The organism is Streptosporangium sp. NPDC049248 (genome assembly GCF_040678965.1).
Taxonomy (GTDB): Bacteria; Actinomycetota; Actinomycetes; order Streptosporangiales; family Streptosporangiaceae; genus Streptosporangium; species Streptosporangium fukuiense.
Genome location: NZ_JBFAQY010000026.1, coordinates 53,648 through 75,227 on the forward strand (window position 1 = coordinate 53,648; position 21,580 = coordinate 75,227).

A 21,580-nucleotide genomic window follows, 5' to 3' on the forward strand; every position below is an offset into this window, starting at 1 on the left:
TGGCCGCGGCGGACGACCCCGGTCAGCCGGCGGGCGACAGGTGGGCGAGCACCCGCGCGGCGGCCCGCGCGGCGGAGGCGACCGCACCCTCGCTGCACGGGCGCAGCGCCGTCCAGTCGCCCGCGTACTCCACCGCCGAGGCCGGACGGGCCTCGAACGCGGCGCGCAGTTCGAGAGCGCGCGGTGTCGCCTCGGGCAGGCCGTACCGGAACCGATGCACGTGGGCGGAGGTGACGCACGCGGCCACCCCCGGCACGAAGTGTTCGGCACGGGCGGTGAGCCGGTCCGTCACCTCCTCGTCGGAGGCGTCGATCAGTTCGGCGGTGCCCCGGGGTGAGGCGACGAGCGACACCAGGCCGCGCCCTGCGGGCACCCGCCCGGGATGCTTGTGGTGATCCACGGTGATCACGTTGACCAGGGGGTCCTCGGCGGCGGGGACGAGGGTGGCGAAGCCGCGCCGTACGCCCGTGGGGGCCATCGGCCGGTCCAGGACCAGGGTGAGACGGAGCATGGGCGCATAGCCGCACGCGTCCCGGTAGGCGCGTTCGACCGGCGGGGCGTCCGTGTGCAGGCGTGCCGCGACGGGAGCGGGCACCGCCAGTACCGCCGAGCGGGCGGTGACGGTGCCGCCGGGTGACTCCAGCCGGACCTCACCGGGGTCCGCGACCACCCGGGTCACGGTATGCCCGGTGACCACGTCGAGCCGCGCGGCCAGCGCGCGGGCGAGGGTGTCCATGCCGTCGCGGTAGGTGTGCCAGCCGTTCGTGCTGCCCGAAGCCGTCAGATGCGCGGCGAACGGAGCCGCCGCGGCGCGCTCGGGATCCCATCCGAAGAATCCGGCGACCAACGGTTGGATGAGGTAGTCGCGAAGGTCGGGATGGTAGCGCCTGACGAGGTCGGCGACGGTGGCGGAGCCCAGCGGGCCGCGCTCCGGACGGTCAGGATCGAGGTCGCCGAACCGGGCCAGGCGCGTCTGGAGGCGGAACAGGTCCACCCGCGCGCGTGGCGGCAGCCCCGCCCCGGTGAGCAGTCCCAGCGGGCGGCCGACGTGTGGCCTGGAGCGGCCGCCGCGCCATACGGCGAGCGCGTCGCGCACCCGGGGCACGGCCTCGGGGTCGGCGTCCAGGCCGAGGGCGGCGATGAGCCTCCAGGTGGCCGGGTAACCCGCGGCAGAGGGGAGCATCTCGGCTCCGGTGTCGATCAGACAGCCGTGGGCGCGCAGGGTGCGCATCCGCCCGCCGACCGCGTCGGCGGCCTCGAAGACTCTTACCGAGCACCCCGCCTCGGCGAGCGCGTAGGCGGCGGCCAGTCCGGCGGGACCCGCGCCGACCACCGCGACGTCCAATGCGGAGGTCATGTGGCGGTGCCGGCGAGCAGCGGGGCGGCCAGATTCGCGATGACCAGCAGGATCACGGTGACCCGGTGGGCGCGAATGGCGATCCGCCGGGCGCGCAGGATGTCACCTCGCACGGAGCCGATTACCAGGTGGGTCGCGCGCATGGCGAGAACCGGCACCAGGACGACCGGTAACCACCAGGGCACGGCGCCGACGAGGGGGCCGGCGACGATGAGCAGGACCGCGGCGGCGGTCATCACGGTGATGAACGCCGTGTTGACCCCGGCGGGCACCAGGGCCGCGACGGTGACGCGCCCGGCGCGACGGTCTCCGTCGATGTCGTGGGTGTTGGAGTAGAGCCCGAACAGCATCGGCCCGAATCCGAACAGCAGTGCCTGCACGAGAACCAGATCGGTCACCTCGCCGGTGAGCAGGCCGTACGGCACCAGCACCCAGCCGACGCCCAGGCCGATCAGGAAGATCTCCTGAAATCCTCGATAGCTGATCTTCAGCCCCCAGGAGTACTGCACCGACGCCACGACGCACACCGCCGTCAGCACGACCGCCCACGGCGGGCGGTGTGGTGCCACCGCCACCGCCAGCGCCCACAGCACCACGCCGAGCGCGGTCGCCGCCCAGGCGAAACGGAGTGCCTGCGCCTCGGTGAGCGTGCCGGCGACCAGCGGTTTCCTGGCCAGGCGTCGCCTTGCGGCATCGGCGCCGTAGTTGGCCGCGTCGCTGCCGTCGCGGTAGCCGGTGATGTCGTCGAAGCCGACCATGGCGGCCACCACGGCGATCTCGGCGAGGCAGATCAGCACCAGCAGGCCGATGACGCCCGGCTCCCACCGGACGGCGGGAGCGAGCAGCGTCCACACCAGTGGCAGGCCGATGTAGTAGTCGTAGACATCGAGCTTGGCCAGACGCGCGTAGGCCGTGAGGGTACCGCGTGCGGTCGCGGCCGGACCGGACTCCGTTTGCCCGCCGGTTTCCCTGCCGGTGAACTGATCGGTCATCGTGCTCCCCGGGTTTCGTGGGCGAAGGCGCAGACGGTGTCGGCGATGTGTTCCAGCTGGATGTCGCTGAGATGCGGATACAGCGGCAGGGCGAGGTTGCGCCGGGCGGCCGAGGCGGCGTTGGGCCAATGTGTGTCGCGGGGCGCGTGCGGCGCGAACGCGGGCTGGGCGGGAAGGGTACGCGGGTAGTAGACGTGCGAGTCGACGCCGCGCTCGGCCAGGTGTGCTCTGAGCGCCTCGCGGTGGGTGGCCAGCACCGTGTAGACGTAGTGGCAGCGTCCGTCACCGCCGACGGGAGGTGCCGACACCCCGAGGGCGGCCAGGGAGGCGAACCGGGTGGAGTAGTAGTCGGCGATATCCGCCCGGCGTGCCAGCCGTCGGTCCAGACCGGCCAGCCGATGCGTCTGGAAGGCGGCCATCACCTCGTCGAAGCGGCTGTTGTGCCCGATGCGGTGGTGGACGAATCGGCGCGTGCCGTCCTGGCCGTGATTGCGCAGCATCCGCACGCGCGTGGCCAGGTCGGCGTCGTCGGTGACCACCACACCGCCCTCACCCGGCATCCCGAATGTTTTGACCTGCACGAACGAGTAAACGCCCGCGTCGCCCCAGCGACCCGCGGGACGTCCCAGCAGCGTGCCGCCCTGCGCGACCGCCGAGTCCTCCAGCAGGCGCAGGTCGTACCGGTCGGCCAGCTCACGGAAGCGGGGCATGTCCGCCATCGTCGAGAACATGTGCGCCGGCATCAGCGCCTTGGTGCGCGGGGTGATGAGTGCCTCGGCGGCGGCGGGGTCCATGGTCAGCCGCACCGGGTCGATGTCGGCGAAAACCGGCCGGGCACCGATGTTGACGACGGTCGCGGCCAGTGGCGCGCAGCCGAAGGCGGGCACCACCACCTCGTCACCGGGGCCGACTCCCATGGCGTTCAGCACCAGGGTGAGGGCGGCCGTGCCGCTGGAGCAGGCGACGACGTCGCCGGCCCCCAGCCGATCGCGCAGTTCTCGCTCGAATCGTGCCGTGTGCTCGCCCAGGATGAACCTCTGGGAGGCGGCGGTACCGATGACGCGCACCGTCTCCAGCAGTGCGTCACGCTCCTCCTCGAACAGGTCGGCCGGAAAGAAGGGGATGGTCGCGGTGGTCGGGGTGGTCACCGTCGTCCTCCCGCGTAGAAGTTCTCGACCTCGTCGCACACCCGGTCCACCTGCCACTCGGCCAGGTCGGGATAGAGCGGTAGCGCGAGGGCTCTCGCGCAGGCCGCCTCGGCACGTGGGAAGTCGCCGGGGGCGTGTCCCAGATGCGCGAAGCACGGCTGGAGATGCATCGGAACCGGATAGTAGGTTTCGGACTCGATCCCCTTGGCCGCCAGATGCGCGACGAGGGCGTCTCGATCTCTGACCTCGATGAGATGGACGTAACAGACCCGGTTGCCGCCGGGGTGTGGTGGGACGGCTCCTGGAACCGCGTACACCCCCGGGACACCGCGCAGCCGGTCGTCGTAGCGCGCCGAGAGCTCGTCTCGGCGGACGATGTCGGCGTCGAGGCGAGCGAGTTTGGTGAGCAGGACGGCGGCCTGGATATCGTCCATCTTGCTGTTGAGGCCGGAGAGCACCGTGGGGTTGGCGATACCGGGGAAGTGGTCCAGGGTGCGTCCGCCGCGACCGTGATGGCGTAGCGCCCGCGCGGTCTCGGCGACGGCGTCGTCGTCGGTGAGCAGCGCCCCGGCGTCACCGATGGCGCCGAGGGTCTTGGTCGGGAAGAACGACAGCACTCCGCCGACGCCGAGCAGCCCGGCGTGCGTGCCGTCCAGACGCATGCCGATGGCTTCGGCGCTGTCCTCCAGGACGGTCAGCCCGTGTCTTCGCGCCACCGCGTGCACGCCCCGCATGTCCGCGAGGCGGTCGAACAGGTGCACCGGCATGACCATCCGGCTGCGGGGGGTCACCACGGCTTCCACGGACCGCGGATCGATCCCGTACCCGTGCTCCTCGATGTCCGCGAAGACGGGCACGCCTCCGGCGAGCACCACCGAGCCGGCCGTGGCGATGAAGGTGTAGGCGGGGACGATGACCTCGTCTCCGGGGCGCAGTCCGGCGGCGCGCAGCAGCAACACCAGCGCGTCGGTGCCGGAGTTGACACCGACGACGTGTCTCGCGCCGGTCCACCGGGCGAGCGCCCCCTCGAACTCCGCGACCTTGGCGCCGTGCGAGAACTTGCCCCGGTCCAGGATGTCGACGCAGTGAGCGCGGATCTCGGGCCACAGCTCACCGAACGACGTGGCCTGGGTGAAGAAGGGGATGGGCGCGGGTTCGGTTCGCGCCGGGGATGTCGTGGGAGGAGGGAGGATCTTCTCCATGGCTCTCTTCCTGTGCGGCATGGTCGGGGAGAGCAGGTCCAGAGAGCACGGCGGCATGGCGCGGAAGGCTACGCGTCGGTTTCGCGCGTCCGGTCGCACCCGCCGTGGGCTGTCCGGGGCGCCTCCGGGCAGCCGCACGACGGGCGCACGGCGGACGCGTCTGGATCAGCGGCCCAGCAGGGGGATGTCGTTCTTGCCGAGGTGGTAGTCGCGAACCGCGTCGATCAGCTCCGTCACGGAGAGCCGGCCGGTGCCGTCGGTGTCCAGTTCCTGGAACGACTGGGCGGCCACGTCCGGCTCAAGACCGATGGCCTCGAACCACTTGGTCATCTCCGTCTGGCTGATCTCGCCGTCGCCGTCGCCGTCCAGGACGTTGACGATGGCCTGGATGGTGGGACCCACCACGCTGGCGAATCCGGCGTCGCCCTTGCTGATGATCTCCTGGTTGGCGGCCTGGATGAACTGGCCCTTGTCCATCTGGGGAGTGCCCGCGGCCCTGGACAGGCGGTCGAACATGGCCAGGTAGACCTGCCGGAGCTCGGCGCCCTTCGGGGTGCCCTGAGCGCCCAGGCCGGTGACGATGTCGTCGGCCTCGGATTCGAAGTCCGAGCGCTCGATCACACCGTCGCCGTCCGAGTCCCAGAGGCGGAAACGCTCTTCCAGACGACTGCTCTGCTTGGTACCTGCGGCCATTTGAGTCCTTTCCCGAGAATTTTGGGCAGCCCAATGGATGAGCGCCAGGGATGAGCAGAGTCAGCAGCAGAATTCCATCCTTTGAAATTCACCACTCTCCGCAATGGACTTATAACCGTGAGTGACGATCCGTAAACGCGGAACCAAGAAAGTGCCACGGCTTTATCTGGTGAGGCATCCAAAAAGGGAACAGCTGGACATAAACAGCCGTACGCCGATATGCGAATATCGATCAATTCTCATAGCCTGATCACCGTGAAATCGGACGCGCCGGCACCGGACTCGTCCATGCTTCCGGGCATGCCCTGCCGGAATACCAGCGACATCTCAGGTGCCAGATTCAGGTCCCGGCCGGTGACCATCGGATCGGCATGGATGAGCACGTTGTAGTGATTGGGGAAGTGGCAGCCGTCGAACCCGAGCAGCACACCGATTCGGCGCCGGCCGATCCAGACCTCGTCACCACGGTCGAGCACACCCGCCGTGGCGATCTCGACGAAGCCGAGAAAACCGACACGGTCGATCCTGGCCCCGGCCGCGGTCTCGGCGTGGTCGGTGACGACCAGCTCGTGCACCTCACCGGCTCGCACGCACCGGCTCGCGTACGGTTCGAGTCGCATACCCCGGTCCGTCCGACGGTGGACCAGCAGCTTCACCAGGGTCGCGGTGACCTCACGCTTGGGGCCGTCCTCGTACGGGTTCACACCGGCTCCTTTCTGGTGGCCGCCGCCAGCCGATAGACGTCCTCGACGAGACGTAGGGCGGGCAGCCCGCCGTCACCGTCCCCCGCGCCGTTCCGGACCCGCTCTTCGAACGCCCGCAGCACCCCCACGTACTCGTGCCACAGAGAGTTCTTGAACCCCGGATGGCCCGTCAGCATGTCGGCGTAGAGCGTTCGGCCGTCGGCCAGCAGGACTTCGATGTCCTTGCGCTCGCCCGGATAGGACCAGTCGAGCAGCACCCGCACCGACGCCGCCCCGGCGCGCAGTCCGATGTCGGCCTGCCGATCGGTGTCCGCCGCGTCACGGGTGATCCGCGCGGACACCACCTCGGCCGACCCCAGCAGCGACTCGACCAGATCGAACGCGTTGGGGCCGTTGTCGGCGACACATCCGCCGCCGCACCGCCGCGCGTCCAGATACCAGGTGTCCGCCCCCGCGTGCTCCTCGATGCGTTCCAGGTAGCGCACCGTCAGCTTCTCGACCCGTGCCCCGGTGAGCCCGGCTCGCAACCGGCCGACCGCGTGGTTGTACCTGCGGTGGAAGGCGGTGAACAACGGAACGTCCCCACGCGCGGCCAGCCGCGCCAGCGAGACGCCCTGCTCCGTGTCCAACGCGAGCGGCTTCTCCACACACACGGCCACTCCACGCTCCAGCGCGTCCGCGCACACGCGCGCGTGCGCGTCGTTCGGCACGGTGACCACCACCGCGTCCGGACGTACCTCGTCCAGCAGCCGCAGATGGTCGGTGTAGACGGGCACCGAGCCGGTCCGCGCGGCCAGCACCGCCGGATCGCGGTCGCACACCGCGCTCAGCCGCAGCGTCGCAGAGCCGCGCAGCGCCGCGAGGTAGAAACGGGAGATCACACCGAGGCCGACGACCCCGATCCGCAACGGAACCGTCATCGCTCCGCCAGGACGTCCGGTACGGCAAGGCCGGCATCTGCCGCGACCTCCGCCAGTTCGGCGTACACCGTCGCGTCCAGCGGGACCCCCGTACTCATATGTTCCTCGGCACGCCGGTGTTCGTGCCAACCGGGGTAGCGCACCGGCTTCGCCCGGTCGACGGGCGGGCAGGCCAGCAACGTGCCGAACAGGACGTTCGCGTCGGCCTCGGCCCCCTCGCGCAACGCACCCGGCGCGACGGCCGCCACGAAGAAGCCGATGTCGTCGTCGCGCCCGCCCGGCCCGCCGTCGCCCACGAGTGCGTCGGGATGCGCGCCCAGCCCGGCACCTGGCACCAGCGCGGCCAGCACCTCCACCGCGATGCCCAGCCCGAACCCCTTGTACTGCCCGGCCTCGCCCCCCAGCCACATCAGGTGTGCCCGCCCGGCGTCGAAGGCGGCGGGGTCGGTGACGGAGACGCCCTCGTCGTCGCGGAGCAATCCTTCGGGGACGGGTCGCCCGGCGCGGGCGGCCTGACGGATACGGCCGGTGGGGGCCGCGGTGGTGCTCATGTCGAGCACGAACGGGGGATGGTCGCCCGCCGGGGCGGCGACGCTGAGCGGGTTGGTACCCAGCATCGTCACCGCACCGCCGGGTGGCCTGGCGATGCGCTGGCCACCACAGTTGCTGGCGACCAGTCCGATCATGCCGCGGGTGACCGCGCGCAGCGCGTGGTGCCCGGCGCAGCCCAGATGGGTGGCCCCGCGCACGGCCGCCACACCGATCCCGTACTCGGCGGCGCGTTCGGCCGCCGCGTCCATCGCGACCCCGGCCACCCACAGGCCGAGCGCCCGGTCGGCGTCGATGAGCACGGCCGCGCCGCGGTCGGCGACCGTACGGGGTTCGGCATGGGGGTCGACCCGCCCCTCGTCGAACAACGGCAGATAGAGCCGGGTCAGGTTGACCAGGCCGTGCGAGTTCAGGCCGGTGAGGTCGCCGTAGCAGAGCGCCCGCGCGGCCTCGTGCGCCCGCTCGGGTGCCAGACCTCGGGCGGCGAACACCGCCGAGGTGAAGCCGAGCAGGTCGGCGTGGCGCACCCGTACGGTCCTCGGCGCCGGCGACGCGGGCTCGGGGTGCGGCCGCGCGGCCGGCAGGGTCTGGTTCATGGTCGTCCGTTCGTGTCGTCGGTGAAGGCCAGCAGTAGTCGGGCCACCGCGGCGGCGAACTCCGCGAGCTCGTCGGCCCGCGCGAACTCACCATCGGCGTGGGCGTTGTTGACGGCGAGGTCACCGGGTCCCAGCACCACGGTGCAGGCCCCGGCTACCCCCGACATCCAGATGGCGTCGCAGGTGAAGGCGGGCTCGTCGGGCGGCCACGGCGCGATCCCGGCCGCGTCGCGCAGGAGCGCGTGCATTCGGTGGTCGCGATCGTCCAGGACGGGCAGGCCGCGTTTGAGCCACTCCAGCCGGGTGACGACGTGCGCCTCGGCGGCGGTTCTGGCGAACAGTGCCGTGCCGGCGAAGGCCGTGACGAACGCGTCGAGGCCGTCGGCCAGGGCGGCCCGCAGGTCCCGCTCCAGCCGCTGCCCGGCGGCCGCCGAGGCGTAGGCGAGGTTGAGCAGTAGCGACCCGCCGCCGTAGACCTTGTTGTGCAGGGTGCCCGTGTGCAGGCCCGCCACGCACACCGCGCCCTCGGCGGCGTGCCGGTCGAGCGCCCGGCCCAGGTACTGGGCGAGAAAGCCCAGCAGGACACTGGCGTTGTGCCCGTGGGCGGGGTGGTCGTCGACGGCGTCCAGCCCGTCGACGACCACCCGTGCGGTCATCGCCGCCGTACCGCGCGGCAGGAACCTCAGCCGGGTGGGCTCGCAGAAGACGTTCAGCCGCCCGGTGTGGCCGCGCTCCACCAACGGCCTGGTGCCGAAGACGCCCATGGCACCGCCCTCCTCCCCCGCCACGGCCTGGATCAGAATCCCGATGTCACGGCCGATGGCGGGGCGCAGCGCCCGCGCGACGCGCACCCCGGCGAGCAGCGCCACCGCGGGCCCCTTGGCGTCGATCGCGCCGCGACCGTAGAAGCACTCACCGTCGAAGCGGACGGGCTGCCATCCGGCGACGGTGTCCAGGTGCACGTTGAACATCACGGTGCGGGCGACCGGCAGGGCGGGCCCCAGCAGCAGCACCAGGCTGGGCTGGTGTTCGAGGAAAGCGGGGGTGTCCAGCGCCGCGCGCACGGGTGCCGGGACATCGGGGCGGTCGAGTTCGGCCCTCTCGGCGGGCGCGTGGCGTACGGCGCGAAAACCGATCGCGGCGGCGGCGCGGAGATAGTCGGCCTGCGCCTCGCGCAGCCTGGGCGCCGGCGCCTCCGGGCCGGTCTCCAGCGGACCGGCGGTGGGCAGCCGCAGCAGCCGCAGCAGCAGGTCGCGGTCGGCTGGGGTGAGCGGGATCGGGGGCACGGCGCGGGCGGGCGGAGCGGTCATCGGAGCTCTCCGGCCGTTGCCGCCACCTGGGCCACAAGCCGTTCCAGCGCACGCCCGTACGCCACGAATGCGGCGTGGTCGCCACGGCCGGGGTCACCGGGCACCGCGTCGGCGCTCGCCGCGGCGAGGTGCGGGCGCAGGTGCAGGTGCGGCTCGATGGAGAGCGCCCCGGTGTAGCCATGGGCGAGCAGCAGGCGAAGGCATTTCGCGACCTGGGCCTCACCGGTGCCCGGCGGGACGAAGCCGACCCTGCCCTCCGGACCGGTCACCGCGTCCTTGACGTGCACGTGCACCACGTGCTGGACGACGGCGGCCAGCATCGGTGCTGACGGGTATCCATACGCGACGCCGTTGCCGACGTCGAACAGCAGCCGCAGCGCCGGGCTGCCGACGCCGGTCACCAGGTCCAGCATTCGTTCGGCGCGATCGCCCGCCCAGCCCGCGCAGTTCTCGTGCGCCAGCAGCAGCCCGGCGTCCTCGGCGCGCCGCGCCAGCTCACGCAGCCGCCGACGGGCGCGACGGCCCCATTCGGCCTCGGGCAGACCACCCGAGGGGTAGGACATGACACGCACCAGGCGGGTTCCCAGAACGGCGCAGCGTCGGGCAAGGACATCCAGTTCGGCCAGGTCGAGGGCGAAGTCGCCGGTCACCGGTCGGGACCAGTCACCGATCTTGGAGGCGACGCAGACCACGGTGACACCGGCCGCCCGGATGCGCTCCGCCGAGTGGGCGAAAGTGGCCTCGTCCAGCCTCGCGATGGGGAGGCCGCCGATGGTGCGCAGCTCCAGGTGCCTCCAGCCCAAATCGTCCAGAGCGGCGAGCTGGCCGGGCAGGTCGGGGGCCGCCTCGTCGCCGATCCCCGCCGGCACGACTCCGCTCGGCGGTCGTCCGCCGGCTGGAACGGGCGTGTGCTCAGCGGACGCCGTGGACACGCCGGACCTCCTTGTGCTGGGCGGTGTCCGGCTCGTGCGCGGCGCACAGATCCTTGGCCTCGTTGAGCAGCCGGACGGCGTCGATCTGCACCGGCAGCGTCCCCGGCACGGAGGGAAACCGGGCGTAGCGCGTGTAGGCGCTGCGGACGAAGGCGGACAGGGCGTCGTCGGCGAACACCGAGCAGATCTGATCTCGGCCCTCGATCACCACCCGGAGCTGGGCGGTGTGGTCCGCGTCGCTGCACGGATAGTGACCGATGAGGGTCGCCCCCTCGAAGTCCAGAGTGATACGGCGCTCGCGCACGGGCGAGGTCAGGTCCGAGTCGATCTCGGTGTGCACGCCGGAATGGTGATCCAACCGGAGCCTGGCGCGGCCCAGGCGGGGCAACCTGAGTTGGTCGGTCACCATGTCCGTCCAGGAGGCACCGGCGATCCGGGCACCGCCGGCCAGGGTGAGCACCACGGCGAGCGCGTGCGGCATCTCGACGTCGAAGGCGGTGGGGTGGCCGGGGACCGCCGCGCTGCGGGTGAACCGGGGCTTGTTCTGCACCACACGGATGCCGCGCAGCCTGCCGAACTCCCCCGAGTCCACCGCCGCGCGCAGGCGGCGGGTCAGCGAGCTGTGCAGCCAGTGGGTGGCGACGGTGATGTCCAGACCCCAGCGTCGCCTCGTGCGCGCGATGGCCGCCAGGCCCATCAGGTCCAGGGCCAGCGGCTTCTCGATGATGATCTTGCGGTAGCCGAGCTCGGCCAGCCGCTCCAGCACCCCCGAGCGAATATGCGGCGGGGTGCACAGATGGACCACGGTGCGGTGGGGGGGAGTGTGCCCGGCCGCCTCCTCCAGGGTGCCGACCGCGACCACGCCGGCGACATCGGGGGGAGGCCGGAACGGGTCGTGGACGACGACCCGCCCGGGGGCGAGCAGGTCCGGGATCGCGGCGCGCACCCGGGACAGCGCCGGTAGATGCAGCCCTTCTCCAGCCCTGCCCATGCCAAGAATGAAAGTATGTAACATGCCGCATCAGCGCCTTTCCGGGGTGCCTGTCACATATCTCCGAAATATGCTTGCTCGGCCATCCAGATTCATGTCAGGCGTTCGGCGGAGTCCTCGGGCGAACGGTTTCGACGCCACCGAGAAAACCTCATCAACCCGTACCGCATCAGGCTTCGGACCACCGCCTTGCGAAGGCCGGCGATAAAAGAGTCAGGAGGATCGGCGGGAGTCGTCGGCGACTTCGTCGATTCCCTTCGAAACCGACGGCGAGAGAGAACGACTCCACTCCCCGGCGGTCCCATCCGGTCCCGCCCTGGTGAGAACGGCGGTCGCCGAGACCGGAACGGCACTGAACAGCTTCATTCACCCCTCATGGATTGCCTCAGAGCACATCCCGAAAGATCCTGGCGCCCCAGCGGAGTCCCTACGGCACCACCGACACCGGCCATCATCAGGTAATGGAAAGTGATGTGTCAATCACTCTTAGTAACAAAAACTTGTTTCGGCGATCCGGAAGGCGTCAAGCCGCGGGGCGGGCCGGTACCCGGCCCGCGCGGCCATCCGGTATCCCGACAAGGCGTCCGGTCCGCCGGCGGCAGAACGACTGCGTCATATGGCTCCGCGGGCTCGCTCAGGTACGCCCCGTGCCACCTGACCGGCCGAGTCGCACGGTGACCGTCTTCGAGCCGCCGCCCCGGTCCGCCAGCCGGCCGAAGGCGAGGGTGAGGCTCGCGCCGGTCGTGGCGCTCGTCAGGAGCGGGTGTTCGCCGAGCACCTCGGCCACCGGCCGGTCCCAGGTCACGATCAGTTCGTCCAGGTCGCGCCGGGGATCCGACACGGTCAGCGTGGCCGTACCGTCACCGCGCTCTCTGACCAGGACCGCGCATGGAGCGGAGGCGGTCAGGGCGCCGACGGCTCCGTCGTTCCAGAAGTTGACCGCGGTGATTCCGAGAGACGGGACCCGGACGCCCTGCTGCCTGGCGGTGTTGGCGAGCACCCGCGCCCAGCCGGGGTCGGCGGCCCGGGCCCGGCTCTCCGCCCGGCTCGCACCCGGCAGGAGAAGGTAGACGTAACCGGCCGAGTCCGGGTCGACGCCGTGGTCCAGCCAGAGCGTCACGTAGCTCCGGGTCACCTGGCCCGCGGTGCGTTCCTCGCGCAGCGTGCGCAGCCGGGTGGGACAGGGCAGGACGTAGCCACCGTGCCCGGCCAGATGCGCCCAGCCCTCCCGGTCGTCCACGGTGAGGGGCGCGCCGGTCCTGCGGTTGTCCACGACGGTCTCGACCGCCACGCCGTCCTCGCTGGTGATCCCGGCCCCCAGGCAGAGCACCGCGTCGTCGAGGAAGAACCACGACTTGAAAGCCTCCATCGTGCTCTCGAACCCGTTCAGGTGCTGGCCGACCGTCGCGTAGGTGCCGTCGGTGGCACCGCCCACCCAACGGGCAGGCGGGCAGGTGTCGCCCCAGGCATTACCGGCGCCGTCGGCCAGCCGCCTGGTGGAGACGGTCGTGCCCGGCAGGCGGTAGGGGTCGACGGTGGACCAGAACGAGTCCGAGTACTGGTCACCGTGCCCCTCGCCCCACCAGTAGAGCATCCCCGATCCGGTGTGCCAGCCGCGCCGGTTCTCGCCGTTGCCGTGCTCGTAGTGGCCGATCCGGTACGAGGCCATGCTGAGCCCCGCGCACCAGGTCGGCCTGCGGTGGACGGCGCGGGCACTCATCGCCGGCAGCCGGTGCCCGGGGGGTTCCTCGGCCGCCGGGATCGCGTCGTCGTCCAGGACCGCGGCGAGGCGGGCGTGGAACCCCAGGTCGCTCCGCTCTGCCGCGTCGAGCATGGGTCTGGAGGTGTCGCGCAGCGCCCATCCCTTGACCATGCCCTGCCAGCGGACCCGCTCGGCGGCGGAGGCCGCCTCCCCCAGCAGCAGGATCGCCGCGGCGATGTCGCGTCCCCTGCGGTGGTCGCCGTACGGTTCCCTGCCGATCCCCCGGCCGCTGACCAGGTCCATGCAGAAGCCGTCGTGGACGAACGGCGCGAACGACCTCTCGACACCGTCGAAGACGACCTGCCTGTTCGGATCGGTGATCTCCCATGGCGAGCCGCGCAGCACCGCGAACAGTGTGGCGAGCCCGGACAGCAGCACCACCCCGTACCCGCCCTGGTAGGGGACGGACGTGTGCTGGACGAACGAGCCGTCCCGATAGAGCCCGTCGCCCTCGAAGACGTAGCGGAAGACCGGGGAGAGAGCGGAGGCGGCCAGCGCGACCTTTCCGGAGTCGGAGCCGAGGATGGCGCGGAGCAGCATCACCGTGCACAGGTCCACCCGGTTGGCCCCGGTGCTGGTGCCCTCGTAGTCGTCCAGCCGGCACTCGGGGAGAAAGTGGTCCACCGCCTCCTGAAGCGCCCCGCTTCGTGGGTCTGTCAGGTGCGGACCGATCAGCACGGCCGCGTCGAGGAGCTTTCTGGGAACGCCGATCTGCCAGTTCCACCAGTTGCCCGCCGGGTCGGCGCCCGCGGCGTACACCCGCCGCCGGTAGTGGTCGATGCCTTCCGCGACGGCGACGGCCAGGTTCGCGTCGCCGGTCAGCCCGGTGCCCGGCAGCGCGTACCCGCGGGCCATGGTCCGCAGCCGCGCCGGAGTGTCGGTGAAGGAGGGGAACGCCAGCCCCGGCCAGAGCGAGGCGCCGGTGGGCACCATGGTGTCGCGGTACCCGGCGGCCGTCTTCCCCAGCCTCGCCAGCCGGGTTCGGTACGGCTCGGCCGCAGGGTCGAATCCCGACCCCGCCGACGCCTCCCGCCAGCGGCGGCGTAGCGGGGCGAAGTGGTCGTTCACCGGGTTCACCGTACGCCCGGTGTGCGCCGGGATCATCGCTCCGGCCACGGCGACCCCGCCGAGCTGGAGAAATAATCTCCTGGAATGTCCAGTCACATATGGATTGTCAGCCGGAAATCACCCCTGCCCTGGATGCCACGCCGCGCTGTCACCGCCTGCTCAGGTACTCTCCGATCACCGAACGAGAGACCAAGGACGCCCGGGTCCCGCCGGGTGGCCCTGCGGCGAGCGCCGCCTCGGACGGCTCACCGGGGCTCTTTCCCCGGTGCGGGACCGCGGGCACCGCTTTGGCCAGGTCGATGACCAGACCCCGCGCGCAACCGGATCCCCCGCCCGTCGCACCCGGGCATCGCGACTCCTCCCCGGGCTTCCCCGCCGGGCGCGGGACACCGGTGCCGCCCGGTGAAGCGCCGCGGGCCGCGCGGGGTCCGATTCCACCGGGCCGCCCGACCGTGATCGGGTACGACTCCCGGTGGCGCCCGGGGAGACATGATCCGACGGGGGTCAGAGGTCCACGTCGTGGGAGGCGATCACGTGGACCCCCTCGGGATGCCGGCCCGCGGGGGTGACCAGGACCCGCCTGCCCTGCTCCCGGTAACCGTGCTCGGTCAGCCACATCAGGGCGTACGGCCCGAGGTCGCTGAAATTGACCGGGCAGTCGGGCGAAAAGAGGTCCTGGCCCGACGGGAGACCGCCGGTGTCGCCTTCGACGATCGACAGGGTGTACGTGGTCATGGCAGCCCCCGAGCCGTAGTTGTTCTCGGCTGCTCCATACCCGGTCATCCGGATTCCGCCCTCGGCCCCCGGTCTCCTCGCCCCGGCCGCCCCCGGCCGCCGGGCATCAGGCGGCGCTCGCGGCCCGGCCGCCACGCGTCATTCGAAATATCATTAAAGGCGATATAAAGAACATATAGGTATATACTGGACAAGTATCTCTCCGGGAGGAGTCCCTCCCGCGGCACATGTGGCCGATCGCGAAGAGCGGCCCACCCAGGCCATGCCCCCGATGCCGGCCCCTCTTCCCCGACGGCTCCTCCGACACGTTCACCAGCAGACCCGGAAGCCATGTCATGAGTCAGGACAGCACCAGACCGTATGTCGACTTCGAGATCGACCTCACCCTTGAGGAGACTCGCCGCCGCGCCGCCGTCATGGCGGCGCTGGAGCCGGACTGGGACCCTCCGGGGGTGATGCGGGCCGAGGAGGAGGCGTACGACCTCCTCTACTCCGGCCTCGACAGCCGACAGCAGGAGATCTACGACATGCTCGTGGCCGCCGGTGTGCTTCCCCCGAGGGAGCCCGGCCATGCCGCTTGACCCGCACGCCGACTTCGGGCGCAGGGCGTGGCTGCCCTGCCCCGGCTGCCAGGACCACCTCGACTGCGACGACTGCCTCGGCGGCCGCAACTGCGGGGAGCACTGGCGCTACCTCATCGGCAACACCGGAAGCCTGCTGCACCTGCAGTGCCCGGCATGCACCCACCTGTGGAACCACGAGACGGGCTTCGGCTCGGGCGGCCGGACCACCCCCGGCTGACCTGGCCATTGAAGTAGACGACGCCCCCTGCCCGGACGGGGCGTTTCGCGTCGGCACCGGGCCCGTCCACCCGCGCTCGCCCCGGGCCGATCGCGTGCCCGGCGGGCCGTTCGGGGCGCCCATCCCGAGACGGAAGACCGTCGTCCCCGGCGGGCACGGAAAAGACGGAGCTCCAATTCCTGGAACGGGGTCCGAGGCCGAACAGTCGAACCCGGGAAACGCATTCATATCAAGTTGTTATGGAGATTGTACCAATCCGGAGTGTGAAAGGTTTTCGCGATCACTTGCCCCCCGCGGGACGTCGGACCGGAGACCGGAAAGCCCAACGGAAGGTGAACGACAGGTTTGCCCAGGGAAAAGGGCAGTTCACCAAGGGGCACGGAAGGTCACCCGAAACCCAGAGATGAGGGCACATCTCTAGAGAACTACTGGTACGGTCCATCGACAGGATGCCAGCAGGTGAGGGCGGTCCACGTTTCGGACAGCCCATATATCGACTTAAGTGTTATTTATAATCAAATAGCCATAAGTAGCAATTACTAAGCCCTTTACCTTCCCAATAGATCACGGTCAGTCTAATATTTGGACCTATGTCATGGCGTGCATCAGATTTCCCAGATGGACAGGCTGGGTCCTCTGGCCGTGGCAGTGCTTCCTCCAGGCATGATTCCGAACAGGGATCCGACTGGCATCCCGAACGCCTCCCGTCATTCGATTGGCGGAAGGTCATTCTGTTCACCGCGGTTTTAGCGATCATCGCCGCCTCCGCGTTCTGGCTCGCGACCCGAGAGCCCTCCGGTCCGTCCCTCGCGGCGAACCCCACTCCCGACTCCTCGGACGCCGGCTGGGAGAAGGCCGTTTCCTCGCCCTCGCCCTCACCGACGCCGTCCTCCTCATCTCCCACCCCCGGCTCGACCCCGAAACCCGCGAAGAGCGGCAGGTCCTCTCCTCGCCCCGAGGCGACCCGTACGGAGAAACCCCCCGCGGAGAAACCCCCTGCGGAGAAGTCCCGTACGGAGAAACCCCGGACCGAGACGGAAATCCCCCCGCCCGGCACCGACTCGCCGGCCGCGTCCCGTCCGCCCCAGCTCACCGTCAAGGAGGCGTACGGCATCCACGGTCGCTACCAGCGAGGGCTGTCGGCCGCCCAGAGCAGGAAGGACCAGGCCGCCATGGCGAAGCTGGAGCACGGGCTCGCGCTGGAGATGACGCGGGCCGGCTTCAAGACCGCCGAGATGGAGAAGAAGTCGCTGGCCTCGGGGATATGGCCCAACCCGCAGATGTGGATCCCGCGCCATGTGAACGGCACCGCCGACTGGTTCGTGGCGGTCTCGTACGAACCCGGTGTCGCCCGGGTCGTCGACGTGATGAGTTCGGCACCCGGTGGCTGGCGGCTCGTCGCCTCGGCCGCCGACACGCGTGCCACCCCGGCGCGGTTCCCCAAGATAGCGACCGACGCGGAAGGCTACGCGACGAGCCTGCCGGAGAACGCCACCGGACTGAGCGCGACCCCTCGCCAGATCGCCCGCGCACACCTGGCGAGCCTGGAGAACGCCGAGGTCGACGCACAGTTCGACGAGGGGCCGTGGACCAGCGAGGCCGCACTGTTCTGGCAGCAGGAGCGGGCGCAGCTGAGACAGGCCGACTGGAAGCTCACGCTGTCGTACCGGCTTGAGGGACCGGTACGCGCGCTCAGGACCAGTGACGGGGGCGCCCTGGTCTGGTACGGAGCCCGATCCACCGAGGTCCGCGAAGCGGAGCGGGAGGGCGCGACGGTCAGGCTGAAGGGCTCGGCCGCCGTCCGCACCCGCGGTAAGGCCTTCGCCCACTCGGTGAGCGCCACATACGGACGCATGTATGTGACATATGTCCCCCCCGCCGGCTCGAACGAGCCCGCTCGCGTGCTGGGCGAGTGGAGCGACGTCCTGGAAAGCCACGGCGACTGACGTTTCACCGGAAGAAAAGGAACATTCATAATGACACCCTCACGTAAGCCATCGCGCGCGACGGTGCTCACTGCGAGTGTCGCGATCGGCGTCTTCAGCGCCGGCGCCGGGCTGGGGACCGTCATCGCCGTCCGCTCCGACCCCGGTGGGGGGCAGGTGATGCGACTGGCCGCGGGCACGTATCTCCTCGATGACCAGGCCGACGCCTGGTCATCGAGTGCGTCTTCCGGCGGTGACCGACCGGTCCCGCTCTCCGGTGCCGACGCGGGCAGCACCATCGCGGGCGCTGCCCGCCGCGGCGACTCCGCGGACCCGCGGGTCTGCCTGACCACCACCACCGACGGGCACGCGGTCGAGGCATCGGGGGAAGGCTGCGTCGCCCTCCCGGTCCTGGCCCTGGCCGCCGCCGCGGCCCCGCTCGCACAGCGGCCCGGCAACCCCAAGAGCACGCCGACCCCGCCACCGCCCAAGACGACCACGGAGACGAAACCCTCGACTCCCAAGAAGAGCGCCCCGGCCCCCAAGGCCACCTCGGCGCCGGTGCAGCCCGCCCCCAACCCGGGGCCGGTGCAACCCCCGGCTCCACCACCGGTGGCGAACCCCCAGCCCGTCAAGCCCCCGGCCCCTCCGGCGCCGACGCCGACGGAGAGGATCAGCGGGAACATCTCGCAGAGCGAGAACGAGAGCGGCAGCGTCATCGAGCGCCCCGCGGAGAAGAAGATCGAGGTGGTCTCGCCGCCCAAGCCGACCCCTGAGGCAGGCAGGACGAAGTCCTCGGGACCCGCGCCGTCATCGCAGCCCCAGCCCCCCGGCGGCAACCGCACCTCCCAGCCACAGCCCACCGGCGACAACAAGTCACAACCCCAGCCCCCCAGCGGCAACCGCACCTCCCAGCCACAGCCCACCGGCGACAACAAGTCACAACCCCAGCCCCCCGGCGGCAACCGCACCTCCCAACCGCGGCCCACCGGCGACAACAAGTCACAACCCCAACCTCCCGGCGGCAACCGCACCTCCCAGCCCGGGGAGACGGCACCGCACGCCCGGCCGACGGGCACCCTGCGGCCGGCGATCCGGTCGGGCACGGGCCAGCCGATCGTGCCCTCCGGCGATGTCAGGCCCCCCACGGCACCCGTCGTCGTGCCACCCGCGACCAGACCGACGGACGACGCGGGTGCGCCTTCGCTGAGGACACAGCCCTCGATACCGCCGAGAGCGGCGACACCGACAGCACCCGGTGGCAGCCTGAAACCTGTCCAGCCGCAGCCGCAGCCGTCCGCCGGTCCCGGCGAGAACGCGTCGCAGGGTCCCGACGGAACCGTGCTCATGCCGGCCACGCCGCAACTCCCCGGCGGCCAGAACGGCGTCTCGCTGCCGGTCTTCGAGGACCCCGAGCTCCTGCGGCGAGCCTACGAGGCCCTCGGACTGGACAGGGGCATGCGCTACACGGACGAGAACGGCGTGTGGGATCTCAACATCGCCCCGCCGGGCACGCCGCCGTGCCGCAACTACACCACCGAGGAACTGCAGGCGCTGAGCACGTCCCAGGGCCCGAGCCCGACCCAGAGCGGCCAGACGATCCCCCGCGACTCGTGCCTGTGGCCCGCGTTCATCCGCTGGCTCTACGCGGAGCCCGCACCCGGTGAGGTCAGCAACTGGACCAAGTTCACCGGCCTGCCCCAGCGGAACCTGGAACTCGTGGTGACCGACCCCGCTCCCGTGCCGCTTCCCCAGCCGGTGCCCGGCCAGAGCCTTCCCGACCCAGGCCAGGTCCAGCCCGATCCCGGCCAGGTCCAGCCCGACCCAGGCCAGTCCCTTCCCGAGCAGGCCGACCAGGGCCGGCAGGTTCCCGCACAGCCCGATCCCGGCCGGTTGAGCCCGGCTCAGCCGGGAACGGGAGACGGCGCCCCCTCGCAGTGGGGTCGCGGCGAGAACGACCGGGACCGGACCTCCTCTTTCCAGCCCGACCAAGGCCCGGCCGAGCCGGACCCGGTCGAATACGACGGCCAATGAGCACACCCACCGGAACCGGGCGTTTCGCGCCCGGCCCCGGCCAGGGGGCGGCCTGGGTGCGCGAGCACGGCGCGCACCTGATGGACTACGCCGCCTCCCACCTCGAATCCGGCCGGGCACGCGCGGCGGTCGTCGCCGCGCTGGCGGCCGGCCGGACCGAGGCCGCCCCCGAAGGCGTCACGGTCCGGGGACGGTTGCTGGCCGCGGTACGACGTGACTGCCGCACCTCCACCGTCCACCGGGAGCGGTACGTGCCGGGTTCGGGACCCGGCATGCCCGACGCCCTGCTGATCGAACGGGTGTGGACGATCGTCGACCCTCTGGGCACGGAGACGCTCAGGTTGATGTACCGCCACGCGCTCGGCATGGAGGATCTCCCCCACGTGCTGGGGATGCCCGCCGACGAGATCGGCAGGCTCGCCACCCGTACCCAGGATCTGATCGAGACCCTGGTGAGCGGGCTGGACGCGCTCGCCAACGGGCGGCGTACCTGTCCGGAACTCGCCCCGCTGGTGGAGACGGTCTTTCCCGGCGTCTTCCCCACCGGCAGGCCCGGTGGGCAGGCGTCCTCCGCCATCGATCCCGACGACGCCCGGGCGGCCCTGCTCTCCCACATGATCAGGTGTTCCGTGTGTACGCGGCCGATCAACATCCGCTACACGGTCCCACAGATGATCTCTCACCCGCCGGTCGCGCCGCTCTCCGCCGAGGAACGACAGCGGCTCACGGACTCGCTGCCTCCGGAGCCGGTCCCACCCGCACCTCCCGCCAAGAGCCGGCCCTCCGTCCTCCCCGCTCCTCCGGCCGGGAGCGGCGTCCCCGCCGCTCCGGTACCGCCGGCCGTGGCACTGCCGGCGCCCAGGGTCGGCACGCCTCCCTATCCGCCGGTGGCCTCGAAGCCACCGGCGAAACCACCCGCCACGACGTCAACGGGCACAGGGTCGGCGAATGCGGCCCCGCCGGTCGCCCCACCGGCGGGCGGACCGGTGGCGGGCACCTCCGATCCCTCCGGCCTGCCCCCGCTGCCCGCCCTGCCGCCCCGCAGGACCCGGCCCGTCCGCCCACCGTCCGCACCCCCCGTACCCGGGCACGACACCCCGCTGTACGACGCCCTGCTCACCCAGGCATGGGCGCGCGAGGTCCTCGCCCAGAGCGAGGAGATCACTGGCACCATCCCCAGACAGGCGCCGCCCGCCGCTCAACCCGTCGCCAGAGCCGAGCCCGTCGTCATCGCGGGGCAGGCGTCCGTCGAGATGCGCGACGACGCCCAGGTTCCCGCACTGCGTTTCCACACCGAGCCCGACGACCGCCCCGGCGAGGAGCGGATCGAGATGGGGATCCGCGTGCTGGAGGCGCTCAGCTGGGCCGGTACCCGGATCAGGAACATGACGATCAAGATCGTCATCATCGTCGTGGCGGGCACGGCCGGCACCCTGACCGGAATGAACCTTCTCGGCCCCGCGATCGAGTCGAAGGAGCCGGCGAGGTCGCTGCAGGCGTCCACCAGCCAGAGCACCCAGACTCCCCCCACCGCGGGCGCGCCGGCGCGACGAGACGGACTCGCCTCCCGCCTGCGGGTCCCGCCCGTGGTGACGCTGGACGAGTTCGGCCAGGGAAGCATGCTCCTCACCCTCTCGGGAGAGCCGTTGAAGTGGCGGATATCGGCTCCCGGCCTGGCCGTGAGCCCTTCCGACGGCACGTTGCGGGAAGGGGTCACGCAGGTGATCAACCTGCGGGCCCACCGGATCCGCAACTGGTGTGGTGCCCCCGCCTCCGTCACCGCCCCGCTGACCGTTCACGGCCTCGACGACTCGATCACTACGACGGTGCGCTGGCGGACCTGCTGACAGCCCCGTATCCC

Annotated in this window: 18 protein-coding genes; 5 read left to right on the forward strand and 13 right to left on the reverse strand. The window is 71.1% G+C overall.

Annotated features, from left to right (window positions below; translation table 11 throughout):
• Window positions 1–22 precede the first annotated feature (22 nt).
• From AB0K21_RS34140 to AB0K21_RS34200, 13 genes are all read right to left on the reverse strand, one after another.
• The gene (locus AB0K21_RS34140; protein ID WP_343971517.1) at window positions 23–1,357 is read right to left on the reverse strand and encodes an FAD-dependent oxidoreductase; all 1,335 of its coding nucleotides are present in this window, start codon (window positions 1,355–1,357) and stop codon (window positions 23–25) included.
• Entirely contained in the window at window positions 1,354–2,349 is a 996-nt protein-coding gene (locus AB0K21_RS34145; protein ID WP_343971520.1) for a UbiA family prenyltransferase, read from the reverse strand. Before AB0K21_RS34145 ends, AB0K21_RS34140 begins: the two co-directional genes overlap by 4 nt.
• Window positions 2,346–3,497, reverse strand: coding sequence for a DegT/DnrJ/EryC1/StrS family aminotransferase (locus tag AB0K21_RS34150; RefSeq protein ID WP_364155796.1), 1,152 nt, complete (start codon window positions 3,495–3,497; stop codon window positions 2,346–2,348). The genes AB0K21_RS34145 and AB0K21_RS34150 overlap by 4 nt, the downstream gene beginning before the upstream one ends.
• Window positions 3,494–4,699, reverse strand: coding sequence for a DegT/DnrJ/EryC1/StrS family aminotransferase (locus tag AB0K21_RS34155; RefSeq protein ID WP_343971525.1), 1,206 nt, complete (start codon window positions 4,697–4,699; stop codon window positions 3,494–3,496). Before AB0K21_RS34155 ends, AB0K21_RS34150 begins: the two co-directional genes overlap by 4 nt.
• A gap of 165 nt (window positions 4,700–4,864) precedes the next feature.
• Entirely contained in the window at window positions 4,865–5,392 is a 528-nt protein-coding gene (locus AB0K21_RS34160) for an EF-hand domain-containing protein (RefSeq protein WP_343971528.1), read from the reverse strand.
• Window positions 5,393–5,631: 239 nt separating this feature from the next.
• Window positions 5,632–6,096 carry a hypothetical protein gene (locus tag AB0K21_RS34165; RefSeq protein ID WP_343971531.1) on the reverse strand — a complete coding sequence of 155 codons (465 nt, stop codon included), beginning with the start codon at window positions 6,094–6,096 and terminating at the stop codon, window positions 5,632–5,634.
• Window positions 6,093–7,016 carry a Gfo/Idh/MocA family oxidoreductase gene (locus tag AB0K21_RS34170; protein WP_343971534.1) on the reverse strand — a complete coding sequence of 308 codons (924 nt, stop codon included), beginning with the start codon at window positions 7,014–7,016 and terminating at the stop codon, window positions 6,093–6,095. The genes AB0K21_RS34165 and AB0K21_RS34170 overlap by 4 nt, the downstream gene beginning before the upstream one ends.
• Window positions 7,013–8,161, reverse strand: a complete 1,149-nt coding sequence (locus AB0K21_RS34175) for an Ldh family oxidoreductase (protein ID WP_364155800.1) — start codon at window positions 8,159–8,161, stop codon at window positions 7,013–7,015. The genes AB0K21_RS34170 and AB0K21_RS34175 overlap by 4 nt, the downstream gene beginning before the upstream one ends.
• Window positions 8,158–9,471 carry a M20/M25/M40 family metallo-hydrolase gene (locus tag AB0K21_RS34180; protein ID WP_364155802.1) on the reverse strand — a complete coding sequence of 438 codons (1,314 nt, stop codon included), beginning with the start codon at window positions 9,469–9,471 and terminating at the stop codon, window positions 8,158–8,160. The genes AB0K21_RS34175 and AB0K21_RS34180 overlap by 4 nt, the downstream gene beginning before the upstream one ends.
• A complete protein-coding gene (locus AB0K21_RS34185; RefSeq protein ID WP_343971543.1) occupies window positions 9,468–10,403 on the reverse strand; it encodes a TIM barrel protein in 936 nt (311 codons plus the stop codon). Before AB0K21_RS34185 ends, AB0K21_RS34180 begins: the two co-directional genes overlap by 4 nt.
• Entirely contained in the window at window positions 10,384–11,394 is a 1,011-nt protein-coding gene (locus AB0K21_RS34190; protein ID WP_343971546.1) for an oxidoreductase, read from the reverse strand. Before AB0K21_RS34190 ends, AB0K21_RS34185 begins: the two co-directional genes overlap by 20 nt.
• Before the next feature lie 634 nt (window positions 11,395–12,028).
• Complete coding sequence (locus AB0K21_RS34195) at window positions 12,029–14,320, reverse strand: polysaccharide lyase 8 family protein (RefSeq protein ID WP_364155805.1); 2,292 nt, start codon at window positions 14,318–14,320, stop codon at window positions 12,029–12,031.
• 408 nt (window positions 14,321–14,728) lie between these two features.
• The gene (locus AB0K21_RS34200) at window positions 14,729–15,007 is read right to left on the reverse strand and encodes a hypothetical protein (RefSeq protein ID WP_343971552.1); all 279 of its coding nucleotides are present in this window, start codon (window positions 15,005–15,007) and stop codon (window positions 14,729–14,731) included.
• 287 nt (window positions 15,008–15,294) lie between these two features.
• Here AB0K21_RS34200 and AB0K21_RS34205 point away from each other — a divergent pair, with 287 nt between their 5' ends.
• The 5 genes from AB0K21_RS34205 (at window position 15,295) to AB0K21_RS34225 (ending at window position 21,566) form a co-directional block, all read left to right on the forward strand.
• Window positions 15,295–15,540: a DUF6400 family protein gene (locus tag AB0K21_RS34205; RefSeq protein ID WP_343971555.1), complete on the forward strand. Its 246-nt coding sequence runs from the start codon at window positions 15,295–15,297 to the stop codon at window positions 15,538–15,540.
• Window positions 15,530–15,760, forward strand: a complete 231-nt coding sequence (locus AB0K21_RS34210) for a hypothetical protein (protein WP_343971558.1) — start codon at window positions 15,530–15,532, stop codon at window positions 15,758–15,760. The genes AB0K21_RS34205 and AB0K21_RS34210 overlap by 11 nt, the downstream gene beginning before the upstream one ends.
• A 1,172-nt stretch (window positions 15,761–16,932) precedes the next feature.
• On the forward strand, window positions 16,933–17,706 hold the full coding sequence (locus AB0K21_RS34215) for a hypothetical protein (protein ID WP_343971561.1): 774 nt from the start codon (window positions 16,933–16,935) through the stop codon (window positions 17,704–17,706).
• A 30-nt stretch (window positions 17,707–17,736) separates the two neighbouring features.
• On the forward strand, window positions 17,737–19,719 hold the full coding sequence (locus AB0K21_RS34220) for a hypothetical protein (protein WP_364155808.1): 1,983 nt from the start codon (window positions 17,737–17,739) through the stop codon (window positions 19,717–19,719).
• On the forward strand, window positions 19,716–21,566 hold the full coding sequence (locus AB0K21_RS34225; protein ID WP_364155810.1) for a hypothetical protein: 1,851 nt from the start codon (window positions 19,716–19,718) through the stop codon (window positions 21,564–21,566). The genes AB0K21_RS34220 and AB0K21_RS34225 overlap by 4 nt, the downstream gene beginning before the upstream one ends.
• The last annotated feature ends 14 nt before the right edge of the window (window positions 21,567–21,580 follow it).

Excerpts from the sequence above, each read along its gene's own strand:
- AB0K21_RS34140 (WP_343971517.1), bottom strand. The coding sequence starts at position 1,357 with ATGACCTCCGCATTGGACGTCGCGGTGGTCGGCGCGGGTCCCGCCGGA.
- AB0K21_RS34145 (WP_343971520.1), bottom strand. The coding sequence starts at position 2,349 with ATGACCGATCAGTTCACCGGCAGGGAAACCGGCGGGCAAACGGAGTCC.
- AB0K21_RS34155 (WP_343971525.1), bottom strand. The coding sequence starts at position 4,699 with ATGGAGAAGATCCTCCCTCCTCCCACGACATCCCCGGCGCGAACCGAA.
- AB0K21_RS34160 (WP_343971528.1), bottom strand. The coding sequence starts at position 5,392 with ATGGCCGCAGGTACCAAGCAGAGCAGTCGTCTGGAAGAGCGTTTCCGC.
- AB0K21_RS34170 (WP_343971534.1), bottom strand. The coding sequence starts at position 7,016 with ATGACGGTTCCGTTGCGGATCGGGGTCGTCGGCCTCGGTGTGATCTCC.
- AB0K21_RS34175 (WP_364155800.1), bottom strand. The coding sequence starts at position 8,161 with ATGAACCAGACCCTGCCGGCCGCGCGGCCGCACCCCGAGCCCGCGTCG.
- AB0K21_RS34180 (WP_364155802.1), bottom strand. The coding sequence starts at position 9,471 with ATGACCGCTCCGCCCGCCCGCGCCGTGCCCCCGATCCCGCTCACCCCA.
- AB0K21_RS34190 (WP_343971546.1), bottom strand. The coding sequence starts at position 11,394 with ATGGGCAGGGCTGGAGAAGGGCTGCATCTACCGGCGCTGTCCCGGGTG.
- AB0K21_RS34200 (WP_343971552.1), bottom strand. The coding sequence starts at position 15,007 with ATGACCGGGTATGGAGCAGCCGAGAACAACTACGGCTCGGGGGCTGCC.
- AB0K21_RS34205 (WP_343971555.1), top strand. The coding sequence starts at position 15,295 with ATGAGTCAGGACAGCACCAGACCGTATGTCGACTTCGAGATCGACCTC.
- AB0K21_RS34210 (WP_343971558.1), top strand. The coding sequence starts at position 15,530 with ATGCCGCTTGACCCGCACGCCGACTTCGGGCGCAGGGCGTGGCTGCCC.
- AB0K21_RS34215 (WP_343971561.1), top strand. The coding sequence starts at position 16,933 with ATGGCGAAGCTGGAGCACGGGCTCGCGCTGGAGATGACGCGGGCCGGC.
- AB0K21_RS34220 (WP_364155808.1), top strand. The coding sequence starts at position 17,737 with ATGACACCCTCACGTAAGCCATCGCGCGCGACGGTGCTCACTGCGAGT.
- AB0K21_RS34225 (WP_364155810.1), top strand. The coding sequence starts at position 19,716 with ATGAGCACACCCACCGGAACCGGGCGTTTCGCGCCCGGCCCCGGCCAG.